The organism is Rhizobium altiplani (assembly GCF_001542405.1).
Lineage (GTDB): Bacteria > Pseudomonadota > Alphaproteobacteria > Rhizobiales > Rhizobiaceae > Rhizobium > Rhizobium altiplani.
Genome location: NZ_LNCD01000140.1, coordinates 76,022 through 96,674 on the forward strand (window position 1 = coordinate 76,022; position 20,653 = coordinate 96,674).

A 20,653-nucleotide genomic window follows, 5' to 3' on the forward strand; every position below is an offset into this window, starting at 1 on the left:
TACATGACATGGCATTCACGACTGCATTGACAAGACACGTTCCCTTTTCCTCGCCGTTCCTGCGCGATGCCGGCTATATCAACGGTAGCTGGACGGCCGGCGGCGCGACCAAGACCTTTGACGTCCTCAATCCTGCCACCGGCGAGGTTCTCGCCTCGCTGCCCGACATGGGGGCTGCCGAGACGCGGGAAGCAATCGACGCCGCCTACGCTGCTCAGCCGGCCTGGGCCGCGCGGCCCGCAAAGGAGCGCGCCGGGATCCTGCGCAAATGGCATGACCTGATGGTCGCTCATGCCGATGAACTGGCCGCCATCCTGACCGCTGAAATGGGCAAGCCTTTCCCCGAGGCCCGCGGCGAGATCCTTTACGCTGCAGCCTATGTCGAATGGTATGCGGAAGAGGCCAAACGCATCTATGGCGAGACAATCCCTGCGCCGTCGAGCGACAAGCGCATGATCGTCATCAAGCAGCCGGTTGGCGTCGTCGGCACGATCACGCCTTGGAATTTTCCGGCCGCGATGATCACTCGCAAGATCGCCCCGGCGCTGGCTGTCGGCTGCGCGGTCGTCTCAAAGCCTGCCGAGCAGACGCCGCTGTCGGCGCTGGCACTTGCCGTTCTCGCCGAGCAGGCCGGTATTCCGGCCGGCGTCTTCAACGTCATCGTCGGAGAAGACGGCCCGGCAATCGGCAAGGAGCTTTGCGGCAACGACAAGGTGCGAAAGATCAGCTTCACCGGATCGACGGAGGTCGGCCGCATTCTGATGCGCCAGTGCGCCGATCAGATCAAGAAGATCAGCCTCGAGCTTGGGGGCAACGCGCCCTTCATCGTCTTTGACGATGCGGATCTGGACGCAGCGGTCGAGGGCGCTCTGGCGTCCAAGTATCGCAATGCCGGCCAGACCTGCGTCTGCGCAAACCGCCTTTATGTCCAGTCAGGAGTCTATGATGCCTTCGCCGCCAAACTTGCGGCCAAAGTCGAGACGATGGCCGTCGGTGACGGCTTCAAGGCTGGCGTGACGATCGGCCCGTTGATCGACGAGCAGGGCCTATCCAAGGTGGAGAGCCACGTTGCAGATGCTGTTTCGAGGGGAGCGACGATTCTGACGGGCGGCAAGCGCGTCGAGGGTGCCGGCACCTTCTTCACACCGACCGTGCTCACCGGCGTCACCCGCGAGATGAAGGTCGCGCGCGAAGAAACGTTCGGTCCCGTCGCGCCGCTCTTCCGCTTCGATACGGTCGAGGATGTGATCGCCCAGGCCAACGACACCGAGTTCGGCCTCGCCGCCTACTTCTTCGCCGGCGACCTGAAAAAGGTCTGGCGTGTCGCAGAGGCGCTGGAATACGGCATGGTCGGCATCAATACCGGCCTGATGTCGACGGAAACGGCACCCTTCGGCGGCATCAAGCAGTCTGGCCTCGGCCGCGAAGGCTCGCGCCACGGTGCCGATGACTATCTGGAGATGAAGTATCTCTGCATGGGCAATGTCTGAGCGACACGTCGCTCACGACAGTTGAGGCATTGCAAACGGGATCGCCGGCCGCGGCGGTCCCGTCTTTTTCGGTTAGCTTTGCTGTGCTTGCCCTCCCAGCTGCCAATCCGGCAGCGGGAAGATGCGGTCATAGGCCCAGTTGAAGACGAACGCGTAGACCACGTAGAAAAGCGCGAAGGACACATCCATCGTCAGCGCCTGGATGACGCTGATGTCGAGGTACCAGGCGATCATCGGCAGCAGCGCGAGCAGCAATCCAATCTCAAACATGACCGCATGCAGGACGCGGACCGCAACATTCTTTTGCGTGCCGCCGGTGAGGTACTGCATCAGATGGTCGAAGCCGAGATTATAGAGATAGTTCCAGGCTGTCGCGAGCGTCGCGCCGGCGACGCCGATCACGCCGATATCGGCCATAGGCATGCCGAAGGCCAGCGCGCCGAGCGGCGTGACAAGCGCAAGTCCGATAATTTCGAAGCTGATGGCGTGACGGACACGGTCTGCGGTTTTACGCATGGTCTACCCCTAGTGGGAATGTTCGGGTCGTCCCGAGTTGATGCCCATAGAGGGGGAGGTCGTCCTCACACCCTTTTAATAGGTATTCCGGCAGTCGAAAACAAGGGCAGGACCCTGCTCAGTAGTGCGGCGGCCGTGTAATCGCCGGCGCTTCCAGCGATTGCTCCTCAAGCGACAGAAACCGTTCCGTCAGCCTGTCCAGCTTGGCCCGCGTCTGCTCAACGACCTTCCATTGTTCGGCTAGCTGATCGGACAGTTCCTCGATCGTCTTTGCCTGATGGGCAACGATTTCCTCGAGCTTTGTAATGCGGTTCGTCTCTTCGGACATGGAACCTCCTCGCCGCAACCGGCCAATGTCATGCCATCTGAAAAGCGGAAATAGTCCGCGCGGTCAATCGTTTCGAGGGCGGTGACGTGCGATTTGCAAAAGTGAACCGTTTGGTTACTAAAAGCCCTTGCCGCGCCCCACGTTGTGGGGTAGGGCCATAGCCCTTCAGGGAGGAATTCTCATGGATCTTGGTAACGGCTTTCTTCATCCAGACCGGCTCTTTCCGGCCGATCCGGCAATCCGAACGGTCGCGCGGGACCTCTACGAGACGGTTCGGGCCCTGCCGATCGTAAGCCCGCACGGGCATACGGAACCGTCGTGGTTTGCCGACGACAAGCCGTTCGAGGATGCGTCCTCGCTGCTTGTCATTCCGGATCATTATCTCTTCCGCATGCTGCACAGCGTTGGCGTCAAGCTCGACGATCTCGGCGTGCCTCGCCTCGACGGCAAGCCGGTCGCCAAGGGCCGTGACATCTGGCGCGCTTTCGCCGCGCAATACCATCTCTTCCGCGGTACGCCCTCCAGCCTCTGGGTCGATCATGCGATGTCGGCCGTCCTCGGCTGTGAAGAGCCGCTGACGCCTGAAAATGCGGATGCGCTTTACGACCATATCAATGCGCAGCTGGCGCTGCCGGAGTTCCGCCCGCGCGCCCTGCACAAGCGCTTCGGTATCGAGACGATCGCCACGACCGAGGGCGCGCTCGACCCGCTGGTGCATCACCAGAAGATGGCGGAAGACGGCTGGATCGGCCGCGTCCGCACCACCTACCGGCCGGACAGCGTCACCGACCCGGATGCCGTCGGCTTCCGCGAAAACCTGGTTCGGCTTGGCGAACTGACCGATTGCGACGTGACAAAGTGGGATGGGCTGATCGATGCCCACCGCAAGCGCCGCGCCTATTTCCGCCAGTACGGCGCGACTGCCACCGACCATGGCGTGCCGACGGCCTTCACGGCGGACCTGCCGCTGGCTGACAAGCAGCGCTTGCTCGACAAGGCGCACAAGGGGACGCTGAGCGCCGAGGAAACGGAGCTTTACCGCGGCCAGATGCTGACCGAAATGGCCGGGCTTTCAGCCGAAGACGGCATGACGATGCAGATCCATGCCGGCTCGCGCCGCAACACCGATCGCGAACTGTTCCAGACGCGCGGCCCGAACATGGGCGCGGATATCCCGACGCCGACCGATTGGGTCGGCGGGCTTTCGGCGATGCTCGCAAAGTACGGCCATGCGCCGGGCCTGCGCGTCCTCCTCTTCACCCTCGACGAGACGACCTATGCCCGCGAGCTGGCGCCGATGGCCGGCCACTGGTCCTGCCTGATGATCGGCCCGCCCTGGTGGTTCCATGACAGCCCGAACGGCATTCGCCGCTATCTCGACCAGGTGGTGGAGACGGCCGGTTTCGCCAACCTGGCGGGCTTCAACGACGATACGCGCGCGCTTCTGTCGATCCCGGCGCGCCACGATGTCTGGCGCCGCGAGGTCTGCCGCTTCCTGGCGCAGTTCGTGACCGAACACCGCATGTCCCGCAAGGAAGCCGAGATCGTCGCCGGCGAGCTCTCCTACGGAAATGCGAAGAAGGCATACAAGCTGTGACCGAACGTCTGACGAGCCTTTCCGACCTCGCGCCGACTGCCAAGCTTCCCGGCTATAATCGCAACGGGTTGAAGCCGGGTATCCTGCATCTCGGTCCCGGCGCATTCTTTCGCGCCCATTTCGCGCCGTTCACGGATGCCGCGATTGCGGTCGCCGGTGGCGATTGGGGCATCGAGGTCGCGAGCCTGCGGACAGCCGACGTTGCCGATCACCTGAATGAGCAGAACGGGCTCTATACAATGCTCGTGCGCGATACATCGGGTACGACGGCGAATATCATCGGTCCGATCCTGCGCGCTCATGTGGCGCCCCGCAATCCCGGCGATCTCCTTGCCCGGCTTGGGGATCCCGCGATCAAGATCGTCAGTCTGACGGTCACCGAGAAGGCTTACGGCTTCGATTCCGCGACCGGCGGCTTGGACTTGAAGCATCCCGACATTGCCGCCGACCTTGCCAACCGCCATGCGCCCCGTGGCGTCATCGGCTACATCGTCGAGGGGCTTGCACGCCGCCGCGCCAAGGGTATCGCGCCGTTCACGCCGCTCAGCTGCGATAACCTGCCGAGCAACGGCGCCGTCCTGAAGCGGCTCGTGCTCGAGTTCGCCGCTCGCATCGATCCGGAGCTTCGTGAGTGGATCGAAAAGAACGTGCCCTTCCCATCGACCATGGTCGATCGCATCACGCCGGCAAGCACGGATGCCACCTATCGCGATGCCGAAAGACACACGGGCAGGCAGGATCTGGTGGCGATCGAGACCGAACCCTTCACGCAATGGGTGATCGAGGATCACTTCGCCAACGGCCGCCCGGAATGGGAAAAGGCCGGCGCGCTGATGGTCGAGGAAGTCTCCGCTTACGAAAAGATGAAGCTGCGGATGCTGAACGGCGCGCACTCGCTGCTAGCCTATCTCGGTTACATAGGCGGCTATGAATTTATCCGCGACGTCATGGATGACGTCGGCCTTGCGGCGCTTGCGCGCCGCCACATGAACGCAGCCGCCGCCACGCTCGATCCCGTGCCCGGTATCGATCTTGAAGTCTATGCCGACGAGTTGATAGCGCGCTTTGCGAACAAGGCGATTGCCCACCGCACCTATCAGATCGCCATGGACGGCACGCAGAAGCTGCCGCAGCGCCTCCTCGAGCCGGCCGCCGAAGCCTTGGCGAACGGCAGCAAGGCGGAAACCTATGCGATCGCAGTGGCTGCCTGGATGCGCTATGCCCTTGGCGTTAACCGGGATGGCGAACGCTACGAATTGCGCGATCCCCGCGCGGGGGAAATTGCTGCTCTCCTGGCCGACGTGCCGCGCAATGGCGGCGCGGTGTCGAAAGCCCTGTTCGGACTATCGGGCCTTTTCCCGGCGGCGCTGACTGGCAATATCGGCTGGACCGAGGATGTGGCGAACAAGCTTGAGATCCTGATCCAGGACAACAAGCTGCCGCTGTTCTAAGGAAGGGTGCTGCGACGGTGCGGGCCGTCGCAGTATGGATTTTCGAGGCCCTTCCATCTGTGGCGAGGGCTGGGTTTTGGCGCGTTGCCCTCCCATGACCCGTCATCCCTGTGCTTGTCACAGGGATCCTGCGCCCAAGTCCTTGGGCGCAGGAGGTTCCTTTCCACGAGTTATGGTCATTCACCGCGCCCGGCCGGTGGCTGGATTCCTGTGACAAGCACAGGAACGACGCCTGGGCTCAGTGCCTATCCCTTCACGCGCGCCATATCGGGATCGTAAAGCGGTTTCAGCGAGACCTGACAGGGCACGCGCTCGCGCGCCACGTCGAGTTCGTAGCTGCCGGACAGCACGAAATCTTCGCTCACACCGCCCGGGTTGCGCACATAGCCGTAGCCGATCGGCTTCCCGATCGTGTAGCCGAAGCCGCCGCTGGAAAGCCAACCCACACGCTTGCCGTCGCGATAGATGGTCTCGCGGCCAAGCAGCACGATATCGGGATCCTCGGGCACGAAGCAGGCGAGCATCTTTTTGACGCCCGACGCGAGCTGCCGTTCGATCGCCTCGCGGCCGCGAAACGGCGTGTCCTTCCTCGTCTTCACGGCCCAGCCAAGCCCGGCTTCAACAGGTGTATGATCGGGACCGATGTCCGAGCCCCAGGCGCGATAGCCCTTCTCGAGGCGGCAGCTTTCGATGGCGCGGTAACCGGCATTGGTAAGCTGCAGCGGAGCGCCCGCTGCCATCAGCGCATCATAAACGGTCGTCGCATATTCAACCGGCACATGCAGTTCGTAGCCGAGCTCGCCGACATAGGTGATGCGCAGCGCCCGCACCGGGCAGCCGGCAATGCCGATCGTCTTGACGCGACCGAATGGGAACGCCGCATTGGAAACATCGCTGCTCGTCACCTTCTCCAGCACGGCGCGCGCATTCGGCCCCATCAGAGACAGCGCGGAGTAGGCTGAGGTGACATCGACAAGTTCCGCATGCATTCCGCTCGGAATACTGCGCGCTATCCAATCGAAATCGTGGGTCGCAAAGCCAGTGCCGGTGACGATGTAGTATTCGTCGTTGGCGATGCGCGCACAGGTCAGGTCGCATTCGATGCCGCCCTTGTCGTTCAGCATCTGCGTGTAAATCAGCGATCCGATCGGTTTGGCAACATCGTTGGAGGCGATCCACGACAGCGCCGCCTCGGCATCGCGCCCCTTCAGCACGAACTTGGCGAAGGAGGTCTGGTCGAAGATGACGGCGGCCTCGCGCACAGCCTCGTGCTCGCGGCCGACGGCATCGAACCAGTTCTGGCGGCCATAGGTGTAGACATCCTTCGGTTCCTCGTTGGCGAAGAGATCGGCAAACCAGTTTGGCCTTTCCCAGCCAAGCTTTTCGCCGAAGCAGGCGCCCTGTGCCTTGAGCCGGTCGTAGAGCGGCGATTTGCGGCACGGCCGGCCGCTCGAATACTCCTCGAAGGGGAAGGCCAGCGTGTAATGCTTGCCATAGGCCTCGAGCGTGCGGGTTCGCACCCAGTCGGTATCGAAATGCGGCCTGCCGAAGCGGCGGAGATCGACCGGCCAGAGATCGTAGGGCGGCTCGCCCTTGGCGACCCATTCGGCCAGCGCCATGCCGGCACCACCGCCGGATGCGATGCCAAAGGCATTGAAGCCGGCACCGACGAAGAAATTCTTCAGCTCCGGGGCCTCGCCGAGAATGAAGTTGCCATCAGGCGTAAAGCTCTCCGGTCCGTTCAGCAGCTGCTTGACACCGACAGACTCGAGCGCCGGAACGCGGCCAAGCGCCTGCTCCATGATCTGCTCGAAATGGTCGAAATTGCTGTCGAGCAGGGTGTAGTGGAAGCCCTCGGGAATGCCCTTCACCGCCCAGGGGATAGGGTTCGGCTCATATCCGCCCATGACGATGCCGCCGACTTCTTCCTTGTAATAGGTCAGCCGGTCCGGATCGCGCAGCGTCGGCAGGTTCGACGGAACGCCGAAGGACTCGGTGATGATGTATTGGTGCTCGACGGAGACGAGCGGCACGTTGACGCCGAAGCGCGCAGCAAAGGATCGCGTCCACTGGCCAGCGCAGACAACGACGCGCTCGCACTCGATCCGCCCGTGCTCGGTGATCACGGCGCGGATCCGGCCCTTGTCTATCTCGAGATCGAGAACCTCGGTATCCTCGAATGTCGAGACGCCCGACATGCGCGCGCCCTTGGCAAGCGCCTGCGTGATATCGGACGGATTGGCCTGGCCATCGGTCGGCAGGTAGGCGGCGCCGACGAGGTCGTCTATCGTCATCAGCGGCCAGAGGTCGAAAGCCTCTTGCGGTGTCAGCAGCTGCATATCGAGCCCAAAGGATTGCGCCGTCGTCGCCTGCCGTTTGACTTCGGTCCAGCGTTCCTCGTTGCAGGCAAGCCTGAGACCGCCATTCATTTTCCAGCCGGTGCCCAACCCCGTCTCGGCTTCCAGTTTCTTGTAGAGATCGACGGAATAGCCGAGCAGCTGGGTGATGTTGGCGCTGGTGCGCAGCTGGCCGACGAGGCCGGCTGCATGAAAGGTCGTGCCCGAGGTCAGCTTCTTGCGCTCGAGGAGAACTGTGTCCGTCCAGCCGAGCTTGCCGAGATGGTAGGCCGTCGAGCAGCCGATGATGCCGCCGCCGATGACGACCGCCTTGGCGGTCTTTGGCAATTCCTTCGTCATATTATCGGTCCTGTTCAAAAAGGTCGTAGGCGCGCTCGAAGCGCGCAAGATTCTCGGCCGTATAGCCGGCATAGTCGAAATCGATGGTGGAATGGATCTCGGAGACCATGCTCCACAGCGTCTCACGCAGCAGCGAAGCGCATTTCATCGCCGAGTAGCGGTACCAGAGATCGCTCGTCACTGCCTGACCGAAGTAGATCTCCAGCATTTGGTGTTCGTCCTCCTCGCCAAGCTGGTTGTTGGAGGCGAGCCCCCCGAGATCGAAGAGCGGTGTATTGAAGCCGGCATAGTCCCAATCGATCAGCCAGAGGCGCTTGCCGTCATCGAGGAAGTTTGCCGCAAGTAGATCGTTGTGGCCGAAGGCTATGTCAAAGGGACCGGCCGCCTTCTCGAGCCGCTCCGCTTTTTCAAGCACGGCTGGCAGGCGCGCAACATAGGTGCTGCCGGTGGCAGCGAGATGCGCCGCATAGTCTCGAATGACGTGAAACACCCAGAAGATTGCGGCGGGGCCGCGGAAGTGTCGGGCGATCTCCCGATGACAAGCGTGCACGAGCGGCACCACGCGCTTGAGCATTGCGGGATTCTTTATGTCGTCGGGTGTCAGCGCCCTGGCTTCGATGAAATCAAGGACCAGTACGCCGGGCTGATGATGGATTACGGCCGGCGAAAGCCCGGCTGCGTGTGCGGCGTGGCTGGCGGCAAGCTCGTTTTGCCGGCTGATGTGATGAACGGGAATGTCTTCTCCGAGCCGAACGACACGGCAAACCGCGCGATCCCGCACCAGATAATTCCGGTTGGTGATGCCGCCGGTGATAGGCTCAATCTCGATCGGACCCTGCCAGATGCCGAGTGCATAGATCCGATCTTCAGGCGTCACGCTAGTCTCCCCTCGCGGCCTATCCTATTGAAATCATGGCCAGAGCGGGATCGGCTGTCAAGCGTGCTAGATGGTAGCACCCGAGGCGTCGAAGACGTGACACCGCGCCGGGTCGAACGAGGCCTTCACGTTCGTCCCCCGTTCGACCTTCTGCTGCCCGTCGAGCGCGATCGTCAGTTGCTGCCCATCCGGCGTCGTTGCATAGAGCATCGTCGCGCCGCCGAGGTTCTCGACAAGATCCACGTTGACGGTCGCGAGCGTGATACCGCTGTTTTCAAGCACGGAGAGATGCTCCGGGCGGATGCCGAAAGTGACGGTTTGTCCGGCCTCGGCCTTGAGCCTGCGCGGCAGGCGAACGGAATTGCCGCAGACGTTGATGGTCGTCTCGGCTTCGCCGACCTGCTCGACGCGCGCCTGCAGGAAGTTCATCTTCGGGCTGCCGATAAAGCCTGCCACGAAACGGTTGGCCGGATTGTTGTAGAGATCGAGCGGTGCACCGACCTGCTCGATGCGGCCAGCGTTCAGCACGACGATCTTGTCGGCCATGGTCATGGCTTCCACCTGATCGTGGGTGACGTAGATCATCGTGTTGCCGAGGCTGCGGTGCAGCCGGGAAATCTCCACACGCATCTGCACGCGCAGTTCCGCGTCGAGGTTGGAGAGCGGTTCGTCGAATAGGAAGATGCGCGGCTCGCGTACGATCGCGCGGCCGATCGCCACGCGCTGGCGTTGGCCGCCGGAGAGTGCCTTCGGCTTGCGCTCCAACAGCTTTTCGATCTGCAGGATTTCGGCGGCGCGCTTCACCTTCGGCTGGATTTCGGCTTTCTTGTAGCCAGCAGTCTCCAATCCAAAGGCAAGGTTCTTGTAAACCGACATATGGGGATAGAGGGCATAGGACTGGAAGACCATCGCGATGCCGCGCTTGGCCGGCGCCACTTCATTCATCCGCTCGTTGTCGAGCAGAAGTGCGCCGCCGCTAATCTCCTCGAGCCCCGCGATCATGCGCAGCAGGGTGGACTTGCCACAGCCTGACGGGCCGACGAAGACCGCGAACTCGCCGGGATCGATCTTCAGGTCGATACCGTGAATGACGTCCAGGGAGCCGTACCGCTTCTCGACCTTCTGGAGAACGACGCTTGTTGCCATGATCTCAGGATCCTCCCTGGTCCATTATTTCGTGCGAGCACGCCAGTCGGCGTACTTCGGGCTGTCCGATCCGATTGGCAGGATGACTTCGCTGCCGGTATCGGACGATTGGTAGATGGCGGTCACGAGTTCCAGCGCGCGGCGCGCGTCCCCTGTTGTCACCGGCAACGGTCCATTGCCGCTGAGAAAGGCGTGGAAATGCTCCATCTGCGTTGTAAAGCGCGGCGCGACCGGTCGCCAATGACCGATGATGGCATTGATGCGCGCCTGCACATCGTCATTCGCGGCGATGATCTTCCATGGATCTTTGCCTGGCGAATAAGGTTCATGATTGCTTTCGAAGGTGACGTTTTCAAAGTGCAGCCGCAAACGGCTGATCTCCTCCTGGGAGCCCAGCGTGCAGGAGAGAGATACGAAGGCGCCGCTCTGCATCAATAGGCTTGCCGACGCACAGTCCTCGACCTCGATGTCGTTGACGCGAGTTGCAACGCGACCGAACACCTTCGATACCGGCCCCATCAGATACAACAGCATATCGTGCAGGTGCAGCGCATGGGTTACCAACACGCCCCCAAGCTCTGTCGCCCATTTGCCGCGCCAGGGCACGGAGTAATATTCGGGCATTCGGCGCCAGAAAGTCTCCACCGAGCCCAGATAAGGCCTGCCCGCGATACCCGCCTCGATGATCCGCTTCGCCTTCTCGATGCCGTCGCCGTAGCGATACTGGAAGATCGGCATCAGCGTGCCCTTGGCCGTCTTCTCCGCCTCCATGATCGTGTCGACGCCGGAAAGCGATCCGGTTAGCGGCTTCTCGCAGATGACGTGCTTGCCGGCGGCGAGAGCTGCCACCACCTGCTCAAGGTGAATGCCGGGCGGAGTGCAGATATCGACGATGTCGACACTCGCGTCATCAAGCACATCGGCAAACGAGGTCGTGCGCTTGGCGATGTCGAATTCGTCGCCGATTTCCCGCAGGCGTTCCTCGTTCAGGTCGCAGATCGCCACGACCTTGAACTTGTCGGGATGCGGCAGGTAGCCTTCGACGATGTGTGAACGGCCGATGCCGCAGCCGACGATCGCAACTCTCTTGATACTCATTGACCTATATCCGCAATTGCATCAGCGCTTCATGCCGGTCGTGGCGATGCCCTCGATCAGCAGGCGCTGGAAGAACAGGAAGAAGAAGAACACCGGCACCAGCGTCAGCGTGGACATGGCGAACAGGCCGCCCCAATCCGATGCGCTGGTCGAGTCGACGAATGTGCGCAGACCGAGCTGGATCGTGTAGGTGTTCATATCGTTGAGGTAGATCAATGGCCCGAAGAAGTCGTCCCAGGTCCAGATGAAGGAGAAGATCGCGGCGGTCGCAAGCACCGGCAGCGACAGCGGCAACATGATCTTCCAATAGATGCGCCAGGCGCTGCAGCCGTCCATCATGGCGGCCTCATCGAGCTCGCGCGGGATACCGCGGAAGAACTGAACCATCAGGAAGATGAAGAAGGCATCGCTTGCCAGGAACTTCGGCACGACAAGCGGCAGGATGGTGTTCACCCACCCGAGGTTGAGGAACAGCACATACTGCGGAATGAGCGTCACGTGATACGGGATCATCAGCGTGCCGAGCATGATCGCAAACCAGAAGTTCCGGCCGGCAAAGCGCAGGCGTGCAAAGGCATAGGCTGCCAGCGAGCAGGCAACGACATTGCCGATGACTGTCAAAATCGAGATGACGAGCGAGTTCCAGAAGAAGCGGCCGAAAGTGATGTCGAGCCCGATCCAGCCGCGCAGGTAGGACGAGAAGTCGATCGACGACGGAATAAGCGACGTAGACGAGAAGATCTCGTTTTCTGGGCGGACCGAAGCGGACACCATCCACAGCAGCGGATAGAGCATCAGCAGCGAGCCAAGGATCAGCAGCGTGTGGATCGCGATTGACGTCGGAAAGCTGCGCTTGGTGATATCAGACGGCGGCGCCGTGACAGCAGTGGTGATCCCGTTAGTCATCGTAGTGCACCCAATAACGCGAGGTCAGGAAGGAGAAGGCAGTGAAGATCGCGATGATCAGCACGAGGATCCAGGCAAGCGCCGAGGCGTAGCCCATGCGGAAGTTTCCGAAAGCCTCCTGATAGAGATAGAGCGTGTAGAACAGCGTCGAATTGATCGGCCCGCCCGTCCCACCCGAGATGATGAAGGCCGGCGTGAAGGCCTTGAAGGCGTCGATCGTCTGGACGACGGCATTGAAGAAGATGACAGGCGTCAGGAGCGGCAGGGTGATCTTGTAGAACTGCCGGAACTTGGATGCTCCGTCGAGGCTGGCCGCCTCATACATGTCGGTCGGAATCTGCCGCAGACCAGCCAGGAAGATGATCATCGGAGAGCCGAACTGCCAGACGCTGAGTGCCACGAGCGTGTAGAGCGAGTAGCTCGGATGCGAGATCCAGCTCGGTCCCTGGATGCCCAAGTGGGCAAGTGCGGCATTGACCAGTCCGTCGCCGGCAAACAGCTGCCGCCAGAGGACGGCGATCGCCACGCTGCCGCCCAACAACGACGGCAGATAGAAGATCGCGCGGTAGAGCGGCAGGCCGCGAACGCCCTTGTTAAGGGCCATTGCGACCAATAGCGCGAAGGTCAGCTTGAAGGGCACCGACAGCACCACATAAGTCAGCGTGACCCGCATCGCTGCGGCAAATTTCGGGTCGGCGGTTGCGATGCGCACGTAGTTTGCCGCGCCCACCCACTCGGCCGACCGGATCATGTCGAAATCCGTGAACGAGAGGTAGAGCGAGATGACGGCCGGTCCGAGCGTCAGCCCGAAGAAGCCGATCAGCCACGGCAAAAGGAAGAGATAGCCTGGGGCATTGGCGGTCCAGAGGCGTTTGAAACGCCCCTGGGCTGCCGCCCCATATTCACTCTTGATACCCTCCGGGGCGGTCGTGCGCATCACATCACTCATCCGCGTCAGCCTTTGGCGAGAATGCGGCTGAGTTCGTCGACCAACTGCTTGCCACCGTCGCTCGGCGAAAGCTGGCCGAAGGCAATCTGCTCGGCGATCGTGCGAAGCACGACCTGGCCTTCACCGGCACCGGAGGGCGGCGGCGGCGGCAACTTGCCGGCAAGGTCACCAAGGCCGCTGACATAGTCGAGCGCGATCTTGCCTGTTGCATCAAGCTTGGCAGCCACGACGTCGCGCATCGCCTTCGATTCCGGAATACCGCGTTCGACGTCGAGCGCGAGAGCGGCATCGGGGTTGGTGACGAAGAAGTTGACGTAGTCGACAGCTTGGTCGATCACCTTCGACTGCGAGGATACGGAGAAGAACATCGACGGCTTGCGGTAGTGGCCGCCCTTCGAATCCGACTTGATGCGCGGATAGTTGTTCAGCGCCAGCTTGTCCTTGCTGACGGCCTGGAAGCCGACGAACTGGTTACTGTGCGCGTAGTCGGCAGCAGCCTTGCCGAGCGTGACCGGGCTAGTGTCGATCGTATCCTTGTAGAGCGCCTGGACATCAGGTGGCACGCAGGCGTTCGCTTCGCGGAACTTGCTCCACATGTCGAACCATTCAGAAGCGTCCTCTGCGCCGAAGGCGACCTTGGAATCGGCCGTGTAGAGTGCCTTGCCGCGCTGTCTGAGATAGTTTTCCAGGAGCGGTTCGTTGCCACTGCCGTCGGCAAAGCCGAAGAAGCCCTTGCGCTTGCCGGCCTTGGTAATCTCGGCACCGATCTTGCCAAACTCTTCCCAGGTGGTTGCCTGCGTCGGCAGATCGACGCCAGCTTCCTGGAACGCGGTGGTGTTCAGAACCGTCGCTGCGGCGTTGGCGCCGAGGCTGACGCCGTAGAAGTGCCCGTCAACGCTGCCGCCCTCGATCTGCGCCGGGTCGAAATCGCCAAGATTGAGCTTCGACGGCATGTAGGACTCAAGCGGGGCGAGCGCGCCGCGCCGTGCATATTCAACGATATAGCGGTAGTCCATCTGGATGACGTCGGGCGCATTGCGGCCGGCGACCTGCGTCGCCAGGCGTGGCCAATAGTCGCCCCATCCGAGGAATTCACCGGTGATCGACGTTCCCGCATTCTTTGTCTGATAGAGTTGCGAGACCTTGTTGGTGCGGTCGGCGCGGGGCTGCGAACCCCACCATAGAAGCCGCAAGCGGGTGTCGGCGGCAAAAGCCTTGGATCCGAGTGCGGACAGTGAAAGAAGCGTTGCTCCCCCCGCCATGAAGTTACGTCTGCTTACGCGTAGTGTCATCTGTTCTCCTCCTCCCTTGGGGAGCGCCTCCACACGCTCCTTGCTGGTTTCTCTTGCAACAAATAACTAATTGGTTACAAGCTATGGAGAAGCGTTGAGGCTGTCAAGCGCTGATGTGATAGCCCTCCTCTCGCTTCTCGTTTTTACAATCTGTTCTCAACGTATTATGAGCGCAATGGGGAAATTAGAAAGGTGAACCGATGGAAGGCGCCGGCGGAAATGGGGAAAAGAAGAGAGTAAGGCGGCAATCGCCCGAGCGTGTACTGCAACGCGATCCGGAACGGACTCGTGCAGCAATCCTCGAGGCCGCGACCAAGGAATTCGCCGAGAACGGCATGGGCGGGGCTCGTGTCGATGCCATCGCCGAGCGTGCCGGGACAAACAAGCGGATGCTCTACCATTACTTTGGCGACAAGGAGCAGCTGTATCTCAGGGTGCTCGAGGAGGCCTATGTTGGTATCCGCACCGCCGAGCGCGAGCTGCATATCGGCGACCGGACGCCGCAGGAAGGCATTGGCGAACTGGCGCTGTTTACCTGGCGGTATTTTCTGAAGCATCCCGAATTCCTCAGCCTGCTCGGGACCGAGAACCTTCACCGCGCGCGCTGGCTGCGCCAATCCGTCCGGCTCAAGGAGCTGCATTCGCATCTGATTGGAGAGCTCTCCGACGTGCTGGAGCGCGGCAAGAAGGCCGGTGTCTTCATCGCAAACGCCGATCCGCTCAATGTCTATCTGACGATTGCCTCGCTCGGATATTTCTACCTGTCCAATCAGTACACGCTTTCGACGATTTTCGGCCGCGACCTGGTCGAGCCCGGCAATCTCGATGCCTGGGAACGCCACATCGTCCACGTGACCCTCGCATCGATTTCTTCCTGATCCGCGAAATTCGAGATCGGCTATTGACAGGAAACCATCTCTGCCGTCAGGTAACCGTTTAGTTACAGCCTTGCCATGAGCCGCGAGTAGGGGGCGCGGTTTTTGTCGGCCAGGCGTCAGGACGCTGTTCGTTTCATACGCATGAGGAGGATCATTCGATGGAGAAACGTCGCTTTGCCTTGATTGGAACGGGAAACCGCGGCACGACCATGTGGGGCAAGGAACTGCTTGCCGGCTGGCGCGAGCATGTGGATCTCGTCGCGATCGTGGATACCAACTCGCTGCGGGCCGAGCGAGCCCGCACGATGATCGGCAGCAATGCGCCGATCTACGAAAACATCGATGCCATGCTCGCCGAGCAGCAGGTCGATCTCGTCATCGTCTGCACGCCCGACTATACGCATGACGATATCGTCGTGCGCGCGCTGGAAGCGGGCATCGACGTCATAACCGAAAAGCCGATGACCACAGCGGTCGACAAAATCCGCCGTATCCTCGATGCGGAGAAGCGCAGCGGCAAGCGGGTGGATGTCTCGTTCAATTATCGCTATTCGCCGACGGCCGCCAGGATCAAGGAACTGCTGAACGCCGGCGAGATCGGCCGCGTCACTTCGGTCGACTTCCACTGGTACCTCGACACCAAGCACGGTGCGGACTACTTCCGCCGCTGGCACGCCTACACGGAAAATTCCGGCAGCCTCTTCGTGCACAAGGCGACCCACCACTTCGACCTTTTGAACTGGTATCTGGATAGCGATCCGGATGCCGTCACCTCCTTTGCCGACCTGCAGAACTACGGGCGCAAGGGCCCCTTCCGTGGTCCACGCTGCAAGCTCTGTCCGCATTCGGGTGAGTGCGACTACTTCCTCGACCTCGAGGCCGATCCCTTCCTCGACACGCTCTACGAGGATCCGTCGAAGATTGACGGCTACTTCCGAGACGGCTGCGTCTATCGCGAGGATATCGACATCCCCGACACCATGGTCGTCAGCATCCGCTACAAGAACGACGTCCACGTTTCCTATTCGCTGAACACCTTCCAGCCGATCGAAGGCCACCACATCGCCTTCAACGGCACGCATGGGCGTATCGAACTCAGGCAATACGAGAAGCAGCCATGGGAGACGCCTGACGAGGACACGATCCTGCTCGTCCGCAATTTCCCGAAGGACAAGCCGGCCGTCGAACGCATCGTCGTGCCGCATTCTTCGGGCGGCCACTACGGCGGCGACGACCGGATGCGCAACATGATCTTCAAGCAGGGCATGGAAGACAAGCTTGGTCAGCGTGCCGGGACGCGCGCCGGCGCCATGTCCGTGCTGTGCGGCATTGCCGCTCTGACCAGCTCGCGCAGCGGCAAGGTTGTCAAGATCGCCGACCTGATGCCTGAGATCGTCGCGGGCGGCGCTTCGACGAATCTGAAAGCCGGCTAAGCAATCAGGGCGAGGTCGCGACGCAGGATCTGATAGAGGAGCGGTTCGCCTTTGGTGAACCGCTCTATTTCATCGACTGCCATATCCCCGAGCCGCCCGCGCTCCAGCCCTACCGCGCCGGCGATATGCGGCGTCAGGAACACATTCGGCAGGTCATAGAAGGCCGATGCCGTCTCCGGGACTTCAGGATCCGTTACGTCGATGATCGCGTCGATCCGCCCGGTGCTGAGCGTCTCCAGCAGCGCGGCTTCGTCGATCAAGGCGCCACGCGCCGTATTGATCAGCGTCGCTCCTTCTTTCATCAGCGACAGCTCCCGGGCTCCGATCATATGGCGCGTCGATGGCAGCGACGGTGCGTGCACGGAGACGATGTCGGACTGCGTCATCAGTGTCGGCAGATCTGCCTTCTCGGTTCCGAGGCTGATTGCCTCGATCGCATCGACGGTGGGGTCGAAAAGAAGGACGCGATATTCGAACGGTCGCAAGAGCTCGATCACTCGTCGGCCGATGCGTGAGGCGCCGATGATGCCGACCGTGCGATGATAGTTGCCGATCGCCAACCGTTGCATCGGGTGCGTCCGGTCGCGATTGCGATCCGCCAGATAGAGGTCGCGGAAGCGAAATACCTGCTTGCCGGCGAAGATGATTGCCGCAAGCGTGAACTCCGCAACGGGAACCGAATTTGCCTCGGCGGCGTGCGTCACGGCTATGCCGGCATCGAAGATCTGCTCGTCGACAATTCCCTTAACTGTTCCGGCCGCATGGGCGATCAGCCGCAGCCGTGGGGCCGCCGCAACTACCTCGCGCCCGACATAGGGCGATCCCCAACCCGTGATGAGAATGTCAGTCTCGGCGAGAATGCGCCGGGCGCGATCGTCGCTAAAACTCCGGAGCGGTTGAGGATCGAGAAGTTGGCCGATCTCGGCAAGCCGGTGCAGGGCCTGCGCGGTGAGGACATGCTCCGTTCGCGAAGGCTGCATCGCAAGTGCGATGGAGGGGCGCCTCATGGCATCTGCCCCGGCGCCTCGATGGCGCTGACCCTTATGCCCGCGCTCGCAACAAGCGCTTCAAGCTCCGCAACGTCAGGAGCCTTTGGGGGAGTGGTCCAAGCGCCGGTTACGGTGCCCGCGTCGTTGGCGGCAAGGACGGCGGTCATCAGGATCGTTTGGCCTGCCGGAATTTCACCACGCAGTTGCGGCACCAGCGTTTTCGCAACGATCATGTTGGTATTCGGCGGAGCCTTCTGCGTGAGACCGGCGCGCGGCGTCAGGGAGCCGATATCGGTGATCCCGCTGAAATCGGCTTCGCCGATCGCATAGGCGCTTGAGCCATTCGCGACCAGCGTATCGAGCTCGAAATCCCGGCGTGCGATCGCAAAGCCACCCTCCGCCGTCTGCAGCGGCCGGGGTGTGTTGATGCGGTGGACGCGGATGTGCCACGGCGCCGCCGGCACCAGCCAGGTTTCGACATCCACATCCCGGAATGGCGACCACTTGGAATAAAGAACATCACCCGCAAGCTTGGCTTCGCGGTTGGTCTCGCGAACGCGGTAGTGCAGGCCATCATCACTGAAGGCGAGGGCGGAATCGAAGGCCGCGCCGGCGAAGTTGCGCTCGTCGGATTCGACGCTGAAACCGTAGCGGCTGGAATAGGCGAACTTCGCGTATTTCTCCGTGCCGAACCGCATCTGCAGGTTCTCCTGGCCAGAGGACAGCGCGACGACGTCGCCGCCATTGCGCATGAGCACCATACCGGGATGGCGTTGCGGCAGGACGCTTAAAGTTTCCGAAGGCCGCGTTTCCTCAGCCGTCCAGAAAGGGTGATCTTCGGACAGGGCCAGCGGCAGGAACGCCTTGAACGCCCAGTAGGGCGAACCAGCCGAATTGTAATTTTCCGACATCAGCAGGTTGGGATAGCCGAAGCCGATCGACAGAATGCCGTCGCGGTTGGTCATCGGCTTGTCCTTCCACCAGCGCAGGTGCTGCAGGCAAAGGCTCTTGATTTCGCCCCAGGGCAGCGCTTCAAGATTGGCGAAGGCGAGGGCCGACCAGAAGCCGGCGCAGGCGAAACGGTAAGTCAGGCTGCGGCCGAAGGGAATCGTCGCGCCATCCGAGCCGAACCAATGCTTGAAGTCGTTTGCAAAGAGGAGGGCGCGTTCGCGGTAACGCTGTGCGTAGTCGTCATCGACGAGCTTGGAATAGATCAGCCCATAGAAGTGCATGGCGAACGGAATGTAATGGTCGATCCGGCGAACATTGCCGTCGCGGTACCAGCCGTCGCCGAGATAGAAGCCCTCAAGCTCCTCGAGATATTGCTTGGTCAGGCTCCGGTCGAAATTGGCGCCGACGCAGTCGAGCGCGATGTCGACGAAGATGCGGAAGAATTTCCAGTTGTTATCGGCGTAGTCGAATTGCCGGGCATGCTTGAGATAGGCGACCACGTTGTCGCGCGCCCGGCCGCCAAGCGGCTCCCAGACCTTCTCCGGCACAAGCGCTAAGGCAAATCCGAGCGCCGCAAGCTCGACCATGCGCTGGTCTCGGCCGTTGACCGTGCCCCAATATTCCGGATGCTTTGGGTCCGTACCGTTGGCGATACCCTCGGCAATACGATGCCATTCGGCAAAGTCGCCGCCACCGGCGCCAAACGGCGCCAATCCCCAGAGCGGCCGCGCAAAGCCTTCGAGATCCGCTGCTGCGCGGTCGAAATGCGCAGCTGCGCCGTCAAGGCGGACGCGGGCATTGCCGGCCGAGAAATAGGGGAGCAGCGGATCGAAGAGGTCGCGAAGCGCGCGCGACATGTCCTCGCGCGTCTTCAGCGGATTGTTGGCAAGCGGATTTGAACTGGCAGGATCATAGGTCATCGGCATTGCTCATGTCAGGGGTTCGGAACGGTGCCGCCGGCAATCGGGACGACGGCATGGCAAATCTGGCGGGCGGGGGCGTTGCGGTCCCTGAATCGCGCCACCATGAGACTGACCGCCTCCCGGCCAAGCGCCACGCGATCGACACGCATGGTCGATAGCGGCGGGTTGGTCATCAGCGCGCAGGGAAGATCGTCGAAGCCGACGATGGCGAAATCCTCCGGCACCCGAAGCCCGGCTTCGGTGACGGCTTCGAGAACGCCGACGGCGATGAAGTCGTTCATGCAGAAGGCGGCGGTAAAGCCGGCCTTCTCCGCGAGTACTGCGGACGTCAGTTCGTGCGCCTCATGAATTGCGCTGCCCTGGAAGCTCATCGACACAAGGCGCCCTTCCGCACCGTCCGCGTCGGTGATCGCGGCCTTGAAGCCGCGCACACGCTCGCGGATGGTGTTTCGATGCGATCCCGTCAGATGCAGGATCTTGCGGTGGCCGGCATCCAGCAGTCGGGTCGTCGCTTCATATGCGCCGAAGAAGTTGGAGGGTGACGCGCCGTCGAGCCTGAGCTTCGGATCGGTGCCATTGACCAGCACCGTCGGGATTGCCGCGTCCTCTAACCAGGCGCGCAACTCGGCGCTTGGATCGATCCCGACCAGGAACAAGCCGCCGGCGCCGGCCGTCTGCATGTACTCGTGGACCCCATCAGGCGTGGCCCTGTTCTCGCGGATCAGCCGCACCTCGAAGGGGACACCGGCATCGAGCGCCCCGGCGCGCAAGCCTTCGACGATCCCTTCGTAGAAGACGCTAAGCCCGCCCGTCACCCCGTCGCTCGCAATCAGGGCGAGGGTGCCACGAAGCGCGCCGGTTGCGGTGCGCGCTGAGTAGCCGTTTTCGGCCGCCACCTTGAGAATGTGCTGGCGGACGCTTTCGCTGATGCCGGGCTCATTGGCGAGCACGCGGGAAACGGTGGATACGGAAACCCCCGCCATGGTGGCAATGTCGGCCTGTCGCAGTCTCTTGGTCTTGATCTCGTTCATACGGCGAAGTTTATGCAAATAATGCAAATTTGCAAGCAAAAGATAATTTGTTGCATTGATGAATTTTTTGCGTAATCTACGCCGCATAAGCCCGTAGAGCTG

17 protein-coding genes are annotated in these 20,653 nt (G+C 61.7%); 5 read left to right on the top strand and 12 right to left on the bottom strand.

What is annotated here, in order from left to right; translation table 11 throughout:
* Positions 1 to 8 precede the first annotated feature (8 nt).
* Positions 9 to 1,490, top strand: coding sequence for an NAD-dependent succinate-semialdehyde dehydrogenase (locus tag AS026_RS35480; protein WP_062375559.1), 1,482 nt, complete (start codon positions 9 to 11; stop codon positions 1,488 to 1,490).
* A 72-nt stretch (positions 1,491 to 1,562) separates the two neighbouring features.
* Here the strand turns inward: AS026_RS35480 and AS026_RS35485 are convergent, their stop codons facing one another.
* Together AS026_RS35485 and AS026_RS35490 are read right to left on the bottom strand one after the other, a co-directional pair.
* Positions 1,563 to 2,006, bottom strand: coding sequence for a PACE efflux transporter (locus AS026_RS35485; RefSeq protein WP_062375560.1), 444 nt, complete (start codon positions 2,004 to 2,006; stop codon positions 1,563 to 1,565).
* A 118-nt stretch (positions 2,007 to 2,124) separates the two neighbouring features.
* Positions 2,125 to 2,334, bottom strand: a complete 210-nt coding sequence (locus tag AS026_RS35490; RefSeq protein WP_025659747.1) for a SlyX family protein — start codon at positions 2,332 to 2,334, stop codon at positions 2,125 to 2,127.
* A gap of 181 nt (positions 2,335 to 2,515) precedes the next feature.
* Here AS026_RS35490 and uxaC point away from each other — a divergent pair, with 181 nt between their 5' ends.
* Together uxaC and AS026_RS35500 are read left to right on the top strand one after the other, a co-directional pair.
* On the top strand, positions 2,516 to 3,931 hold the full coding sequence (gene uxaC, locus AS026_RS35495) for a glucuronate isomerase (RefSeq protein WP_062375562.1): 1,416 nt from the start codon (positions 2,516 to 2,518) through the stop codon (positions 3,929 to 3,931).
* Entirely contained in the window at positions 3,928 to 5,382 is a 1,455-nt protein-coding gene (locus tag AS026_RS35500; RefSeq protein ID WP_025659749.1) for a mannitol dehydrogenase family protein, read from the top strand. Before uxaC ends, AS026_RS35500 begins: the two co-directional genes overlap by 4 nt.
* A gap of 245 nt (positions 5,383 to 5,627) precedes the next feature.
* Here the strand turns inward: AS026_RS35500 and AS026_RS35505 are convergent, their stop codons facing one another.
* From AS026_RS35505 to AS026_RS35535, 7 genes are all read right to left on the bottom strand, one after another.
* On the bottom strand, positions 5,628 to 8,078 hold the full coding sequence (locus tag AS026_RS35505; RefSeq protein WP_025659750.1) for a GcvT family protein: 2,451 nt from the start codon (positions 8,076 to 8,078) through the stop codon (positions 5,628 to 5,630).
* 1 nt (position 8,079) lies between these two features.
* Positions 8,080 to 8,955, bottom strand: coding sequence for a choline/ethanolamine kinase family protein (locus AS026_RS35510; RefSeq protein ID WP_062375563.1), 876 nt, complete (start codon positions 8,953 to 8,955; stop codon positions 8,080 to 8,082).
* 66 nt (positions 8,956 to 9,021) lie between these two features.
* Positions 9,022 to 10,101: an ABC transporter ATP-binding protein gene (locus AS026_RS35515; RefSeq protein WP_025659752.1), complete on the bottom strand. Its 1,080-nt coding sequence runs from the start codon at positions 10,099 to 10,101 to the stop codon at positions 9,022 to 9,024.
* 24 nt (positions 10,102 to 10,125) lie between these two features.
* Positions 10,126 to 11,199, bottom strand: coding sequence for a Gfo/Idh/MocA family protein (locus AS026_RS35520; protein ID WP_062375564.1), 1,074 nt, complete (start codon positions 11,197 to 11,199; stop codon positions 10,126 to 10,128).
* 21 nt (positions 11,200 to 11,220) lie between these two features.
* Positions 11,221 to 12,105 (bottom strand): carbohydrate ABC transporter permease, encoded by an 885-nt coding sequence (locus AS026_RS35525; RefSeq protein WP_018855354.1) that lies wholly within the window; start codon positions 12,103 to 12,105, stop codon positions 11,221 to 11,223.
* Positions 12,098 to 13,054, bottom strand: a complete 957-nt coding sequence (locus tag AS026_RS35530; RefSeq protein WP_025659754.1) for a carbohydrate ABC transporter permease — start codon at positions 13,052 to 13,054, stop codon at positions 12,098 to 12,100. Before AS026_RS35530 ends, AS026_RS35525 begins: the two co-directional genes overlap by 8 nt.
* Positions 13,055 to 13,059: 5 nt before the next feature.
* Positions 13,060 to 14,346 (bottom strand): ABC transporter substrate-binding protein, encoded by a 1,287-nt coding sequence (locus AS026_RS35535; RefSeq protein ID WP_025659755.1) that lies wholly within the window; start codon positions 14,344 to 14,346, stop codon positions 13,060 to 13,062.
* Positions 14,347 to 14,546: 200 nt separating this feature from the next.
* On the opposite strand from AS026_RS35535, the gene AS026_RS35540 reads away from it, so the two are divergent.
* Positions 14,547 to 15,224 carry a TetR/AcrR family transcriptional regulator gene (locus AS026_RS35540; protein WP_062375566.1) on the top strand — a complete coding sequence of 226 codons (678 nt, stop codon included), beginning with the start codon at positions 14,547 to 14,549 and terminating at the stop codon, positions 15,222 to 15,224.
* Between the two features lie 158 nt (positions 15,225 to 15,382).
* On the top strand, positions 15,383 to 16,657 hold the full coding sequence (locus AS026_RS35545) for a Gfo/Idh/MocA family protein (protein WP_018855350.1): 1,275 nt from the start codon (positions 15,383 to 15,385) through the stop codon (positions 16,655 to 16,657).
* On the opposite strand, the gene AS026_RS35550 is transcribed toward AS026_RS35545, so the two are convergent.
* Genes AS026_RS35550 through AS026_RS35560 form a run of 3 tightly spaced genes read right to left on the bottom strand, consistent with a single transcriptional unit; the run spans position 16,654 to position 20,551 of the window.
* The gene (locus AS026_RS35550; RefSeq protein ID WP_062375576.1) at positions 16,654 to 17,664 is read right to left on the bottom strand and encodes a hydroxyacid dehydrogenase; all 1,011 of its coding nucleotides are present in this window, start codon (positions 17,662 to 17,664) and stop codon (positions 16,654 to 16,656) included. The two genes, AS026_RS35545 and AS026_RS35550, sit on opposite strands and share 4 nt — an antisense overlap.
* Complete coding sequence (locus AS026_RS35555) at positions 17,661 to 19,517, bottom strand: DUF2264 domain-containing protein (RefSeq protein WP_062375578.1); 1,857 nt, start codon at positions 19,515 to 19,517, stop codon at positions 17,661 to 17,663. Before AS026_RS35555 ends, AS026_RS35550 begins: the two co-directional genes overlap by 4 nt.
* A gap of 14 nt (positions 19,518 to 19,531) precedes the next feature.
* On the bottom strand, positions 19,532 to 20,551 hold the full coding sequence (locus AS026_RS35560) for a LacI family DNA-binding transcriptional regulator (protein WP_062375581.1): 1,020 nt from the start codon (positions 20,549 to 20,551) through the stop codon (positions 19,532 to 19,534).
* Positions 20,552 to 20,653: the final 102 nt, after the last annotated feature.

Bases quoted from the DNA above. Each gene is read 5' to 3' on its own strand.
- AS026_RS35480 (WP_062375559.1), top strand. From the start codon at position 9: ATGGCATTCACGACTGCATTGACAAGACACGTTCCCTTTTCCTCGCCG.
- AS026_RS35485 (WP_062375560.1), bottom strand. From the start codon at position 2,006: ATGCGTAAAACCGCAGACCGTGTCCGTCACGCCATCAGCTTCGAAATT.
- AS026_RS35490 (WP_025659747.1), bottom strand. From the start codon at position 2,334: ATGTCCGAAGAGACGAACCGCATTACAAAGCTCGAGGAAATCGTTGCC.
- uxaC (WP_062375562.1), top strand. From the start codon at position 2,516: ATGGATCTTGGTAACGGCTTTCTTCATCCAGACCGGCTCTTTCCGGCC.
- AS026_RS35505 (WP_025659750.1), bottom strand. From the start codon at position 8,078: ATGACGAAGGAATTGCCAAAGACCGCCAAGGCGGTCGTCATCGGCGGC.
- AS026_RS35515 (WP_025659752.1), bottom strand. From the start codon at position 10,101: ATGGCAACAAGCGTCGTTCTCCAGAAGGTCGAGAAGCGGTACGGCTCC.
- AS026_RS35520 (WP_062375564.1), bottom strand. From the start codon at position 11,199: ATGAGTATCAAGAGAGTTGCGATCGTCGGCTGCGGCATCGGCCGTTCA.
- AS026_RS35525 (WP_018855354.1), bottom strand. From the start codon at position 12,105: ATGACTAACGGGATCACCACTGCTGTCACGGCGCCGCCGTCTGATATC.
- AS026_RS35530 (WP_025659754.1), bottom strand. From the start codon at position 13,054: ATGAGTGATGTGATGCGCACGACCGCCCCGGAGGGTATCAAGAGTGAA.
- AS026_RS35535 (WP_025659755.1), bottom strand. From the start codon at position 14,346: ATGACACTACGCGTAAGCAGACGTAACTTCATGGCGGGGGGAGCAACG.
- AS026_RS35540 (WP_062375566.1), top strand. From the start codon at position 14,547: ATGGAAGGCGCCGGCGGAAATGGGGAAAAGAAGAGAGTAAGGCGGCAA.
- AS026_RS35545 (WP_018855350.1), top strand. From the start codon at position 15,383: ATGGAGAAACGTCGCTTTGCCTTGATTGGAACGGGAAACCGCGGCACG.
- AS026_RS35550 (WP_062375576.1), bottom strand. From the start codon at position 17,664: ATGAGGCGCCCCTCCATCGCACTTGCGATGCAGCCTTCGCGAACGGAG.
- AS026_RS35555 (WP_062375578.1), bottom strand. From the start codon at position 19,517: ATGACCTATGATCCTGCCAGTTCAAATCCGCTTGCCAACAATCCGCTG.
- AS026_RS35560 (WP_062375581.1), bottom strand. From the start codon at position 20,551: ATGAACGAGATCAAGACCAAGAGACTGCGACAGGCCGACATTGCCACC.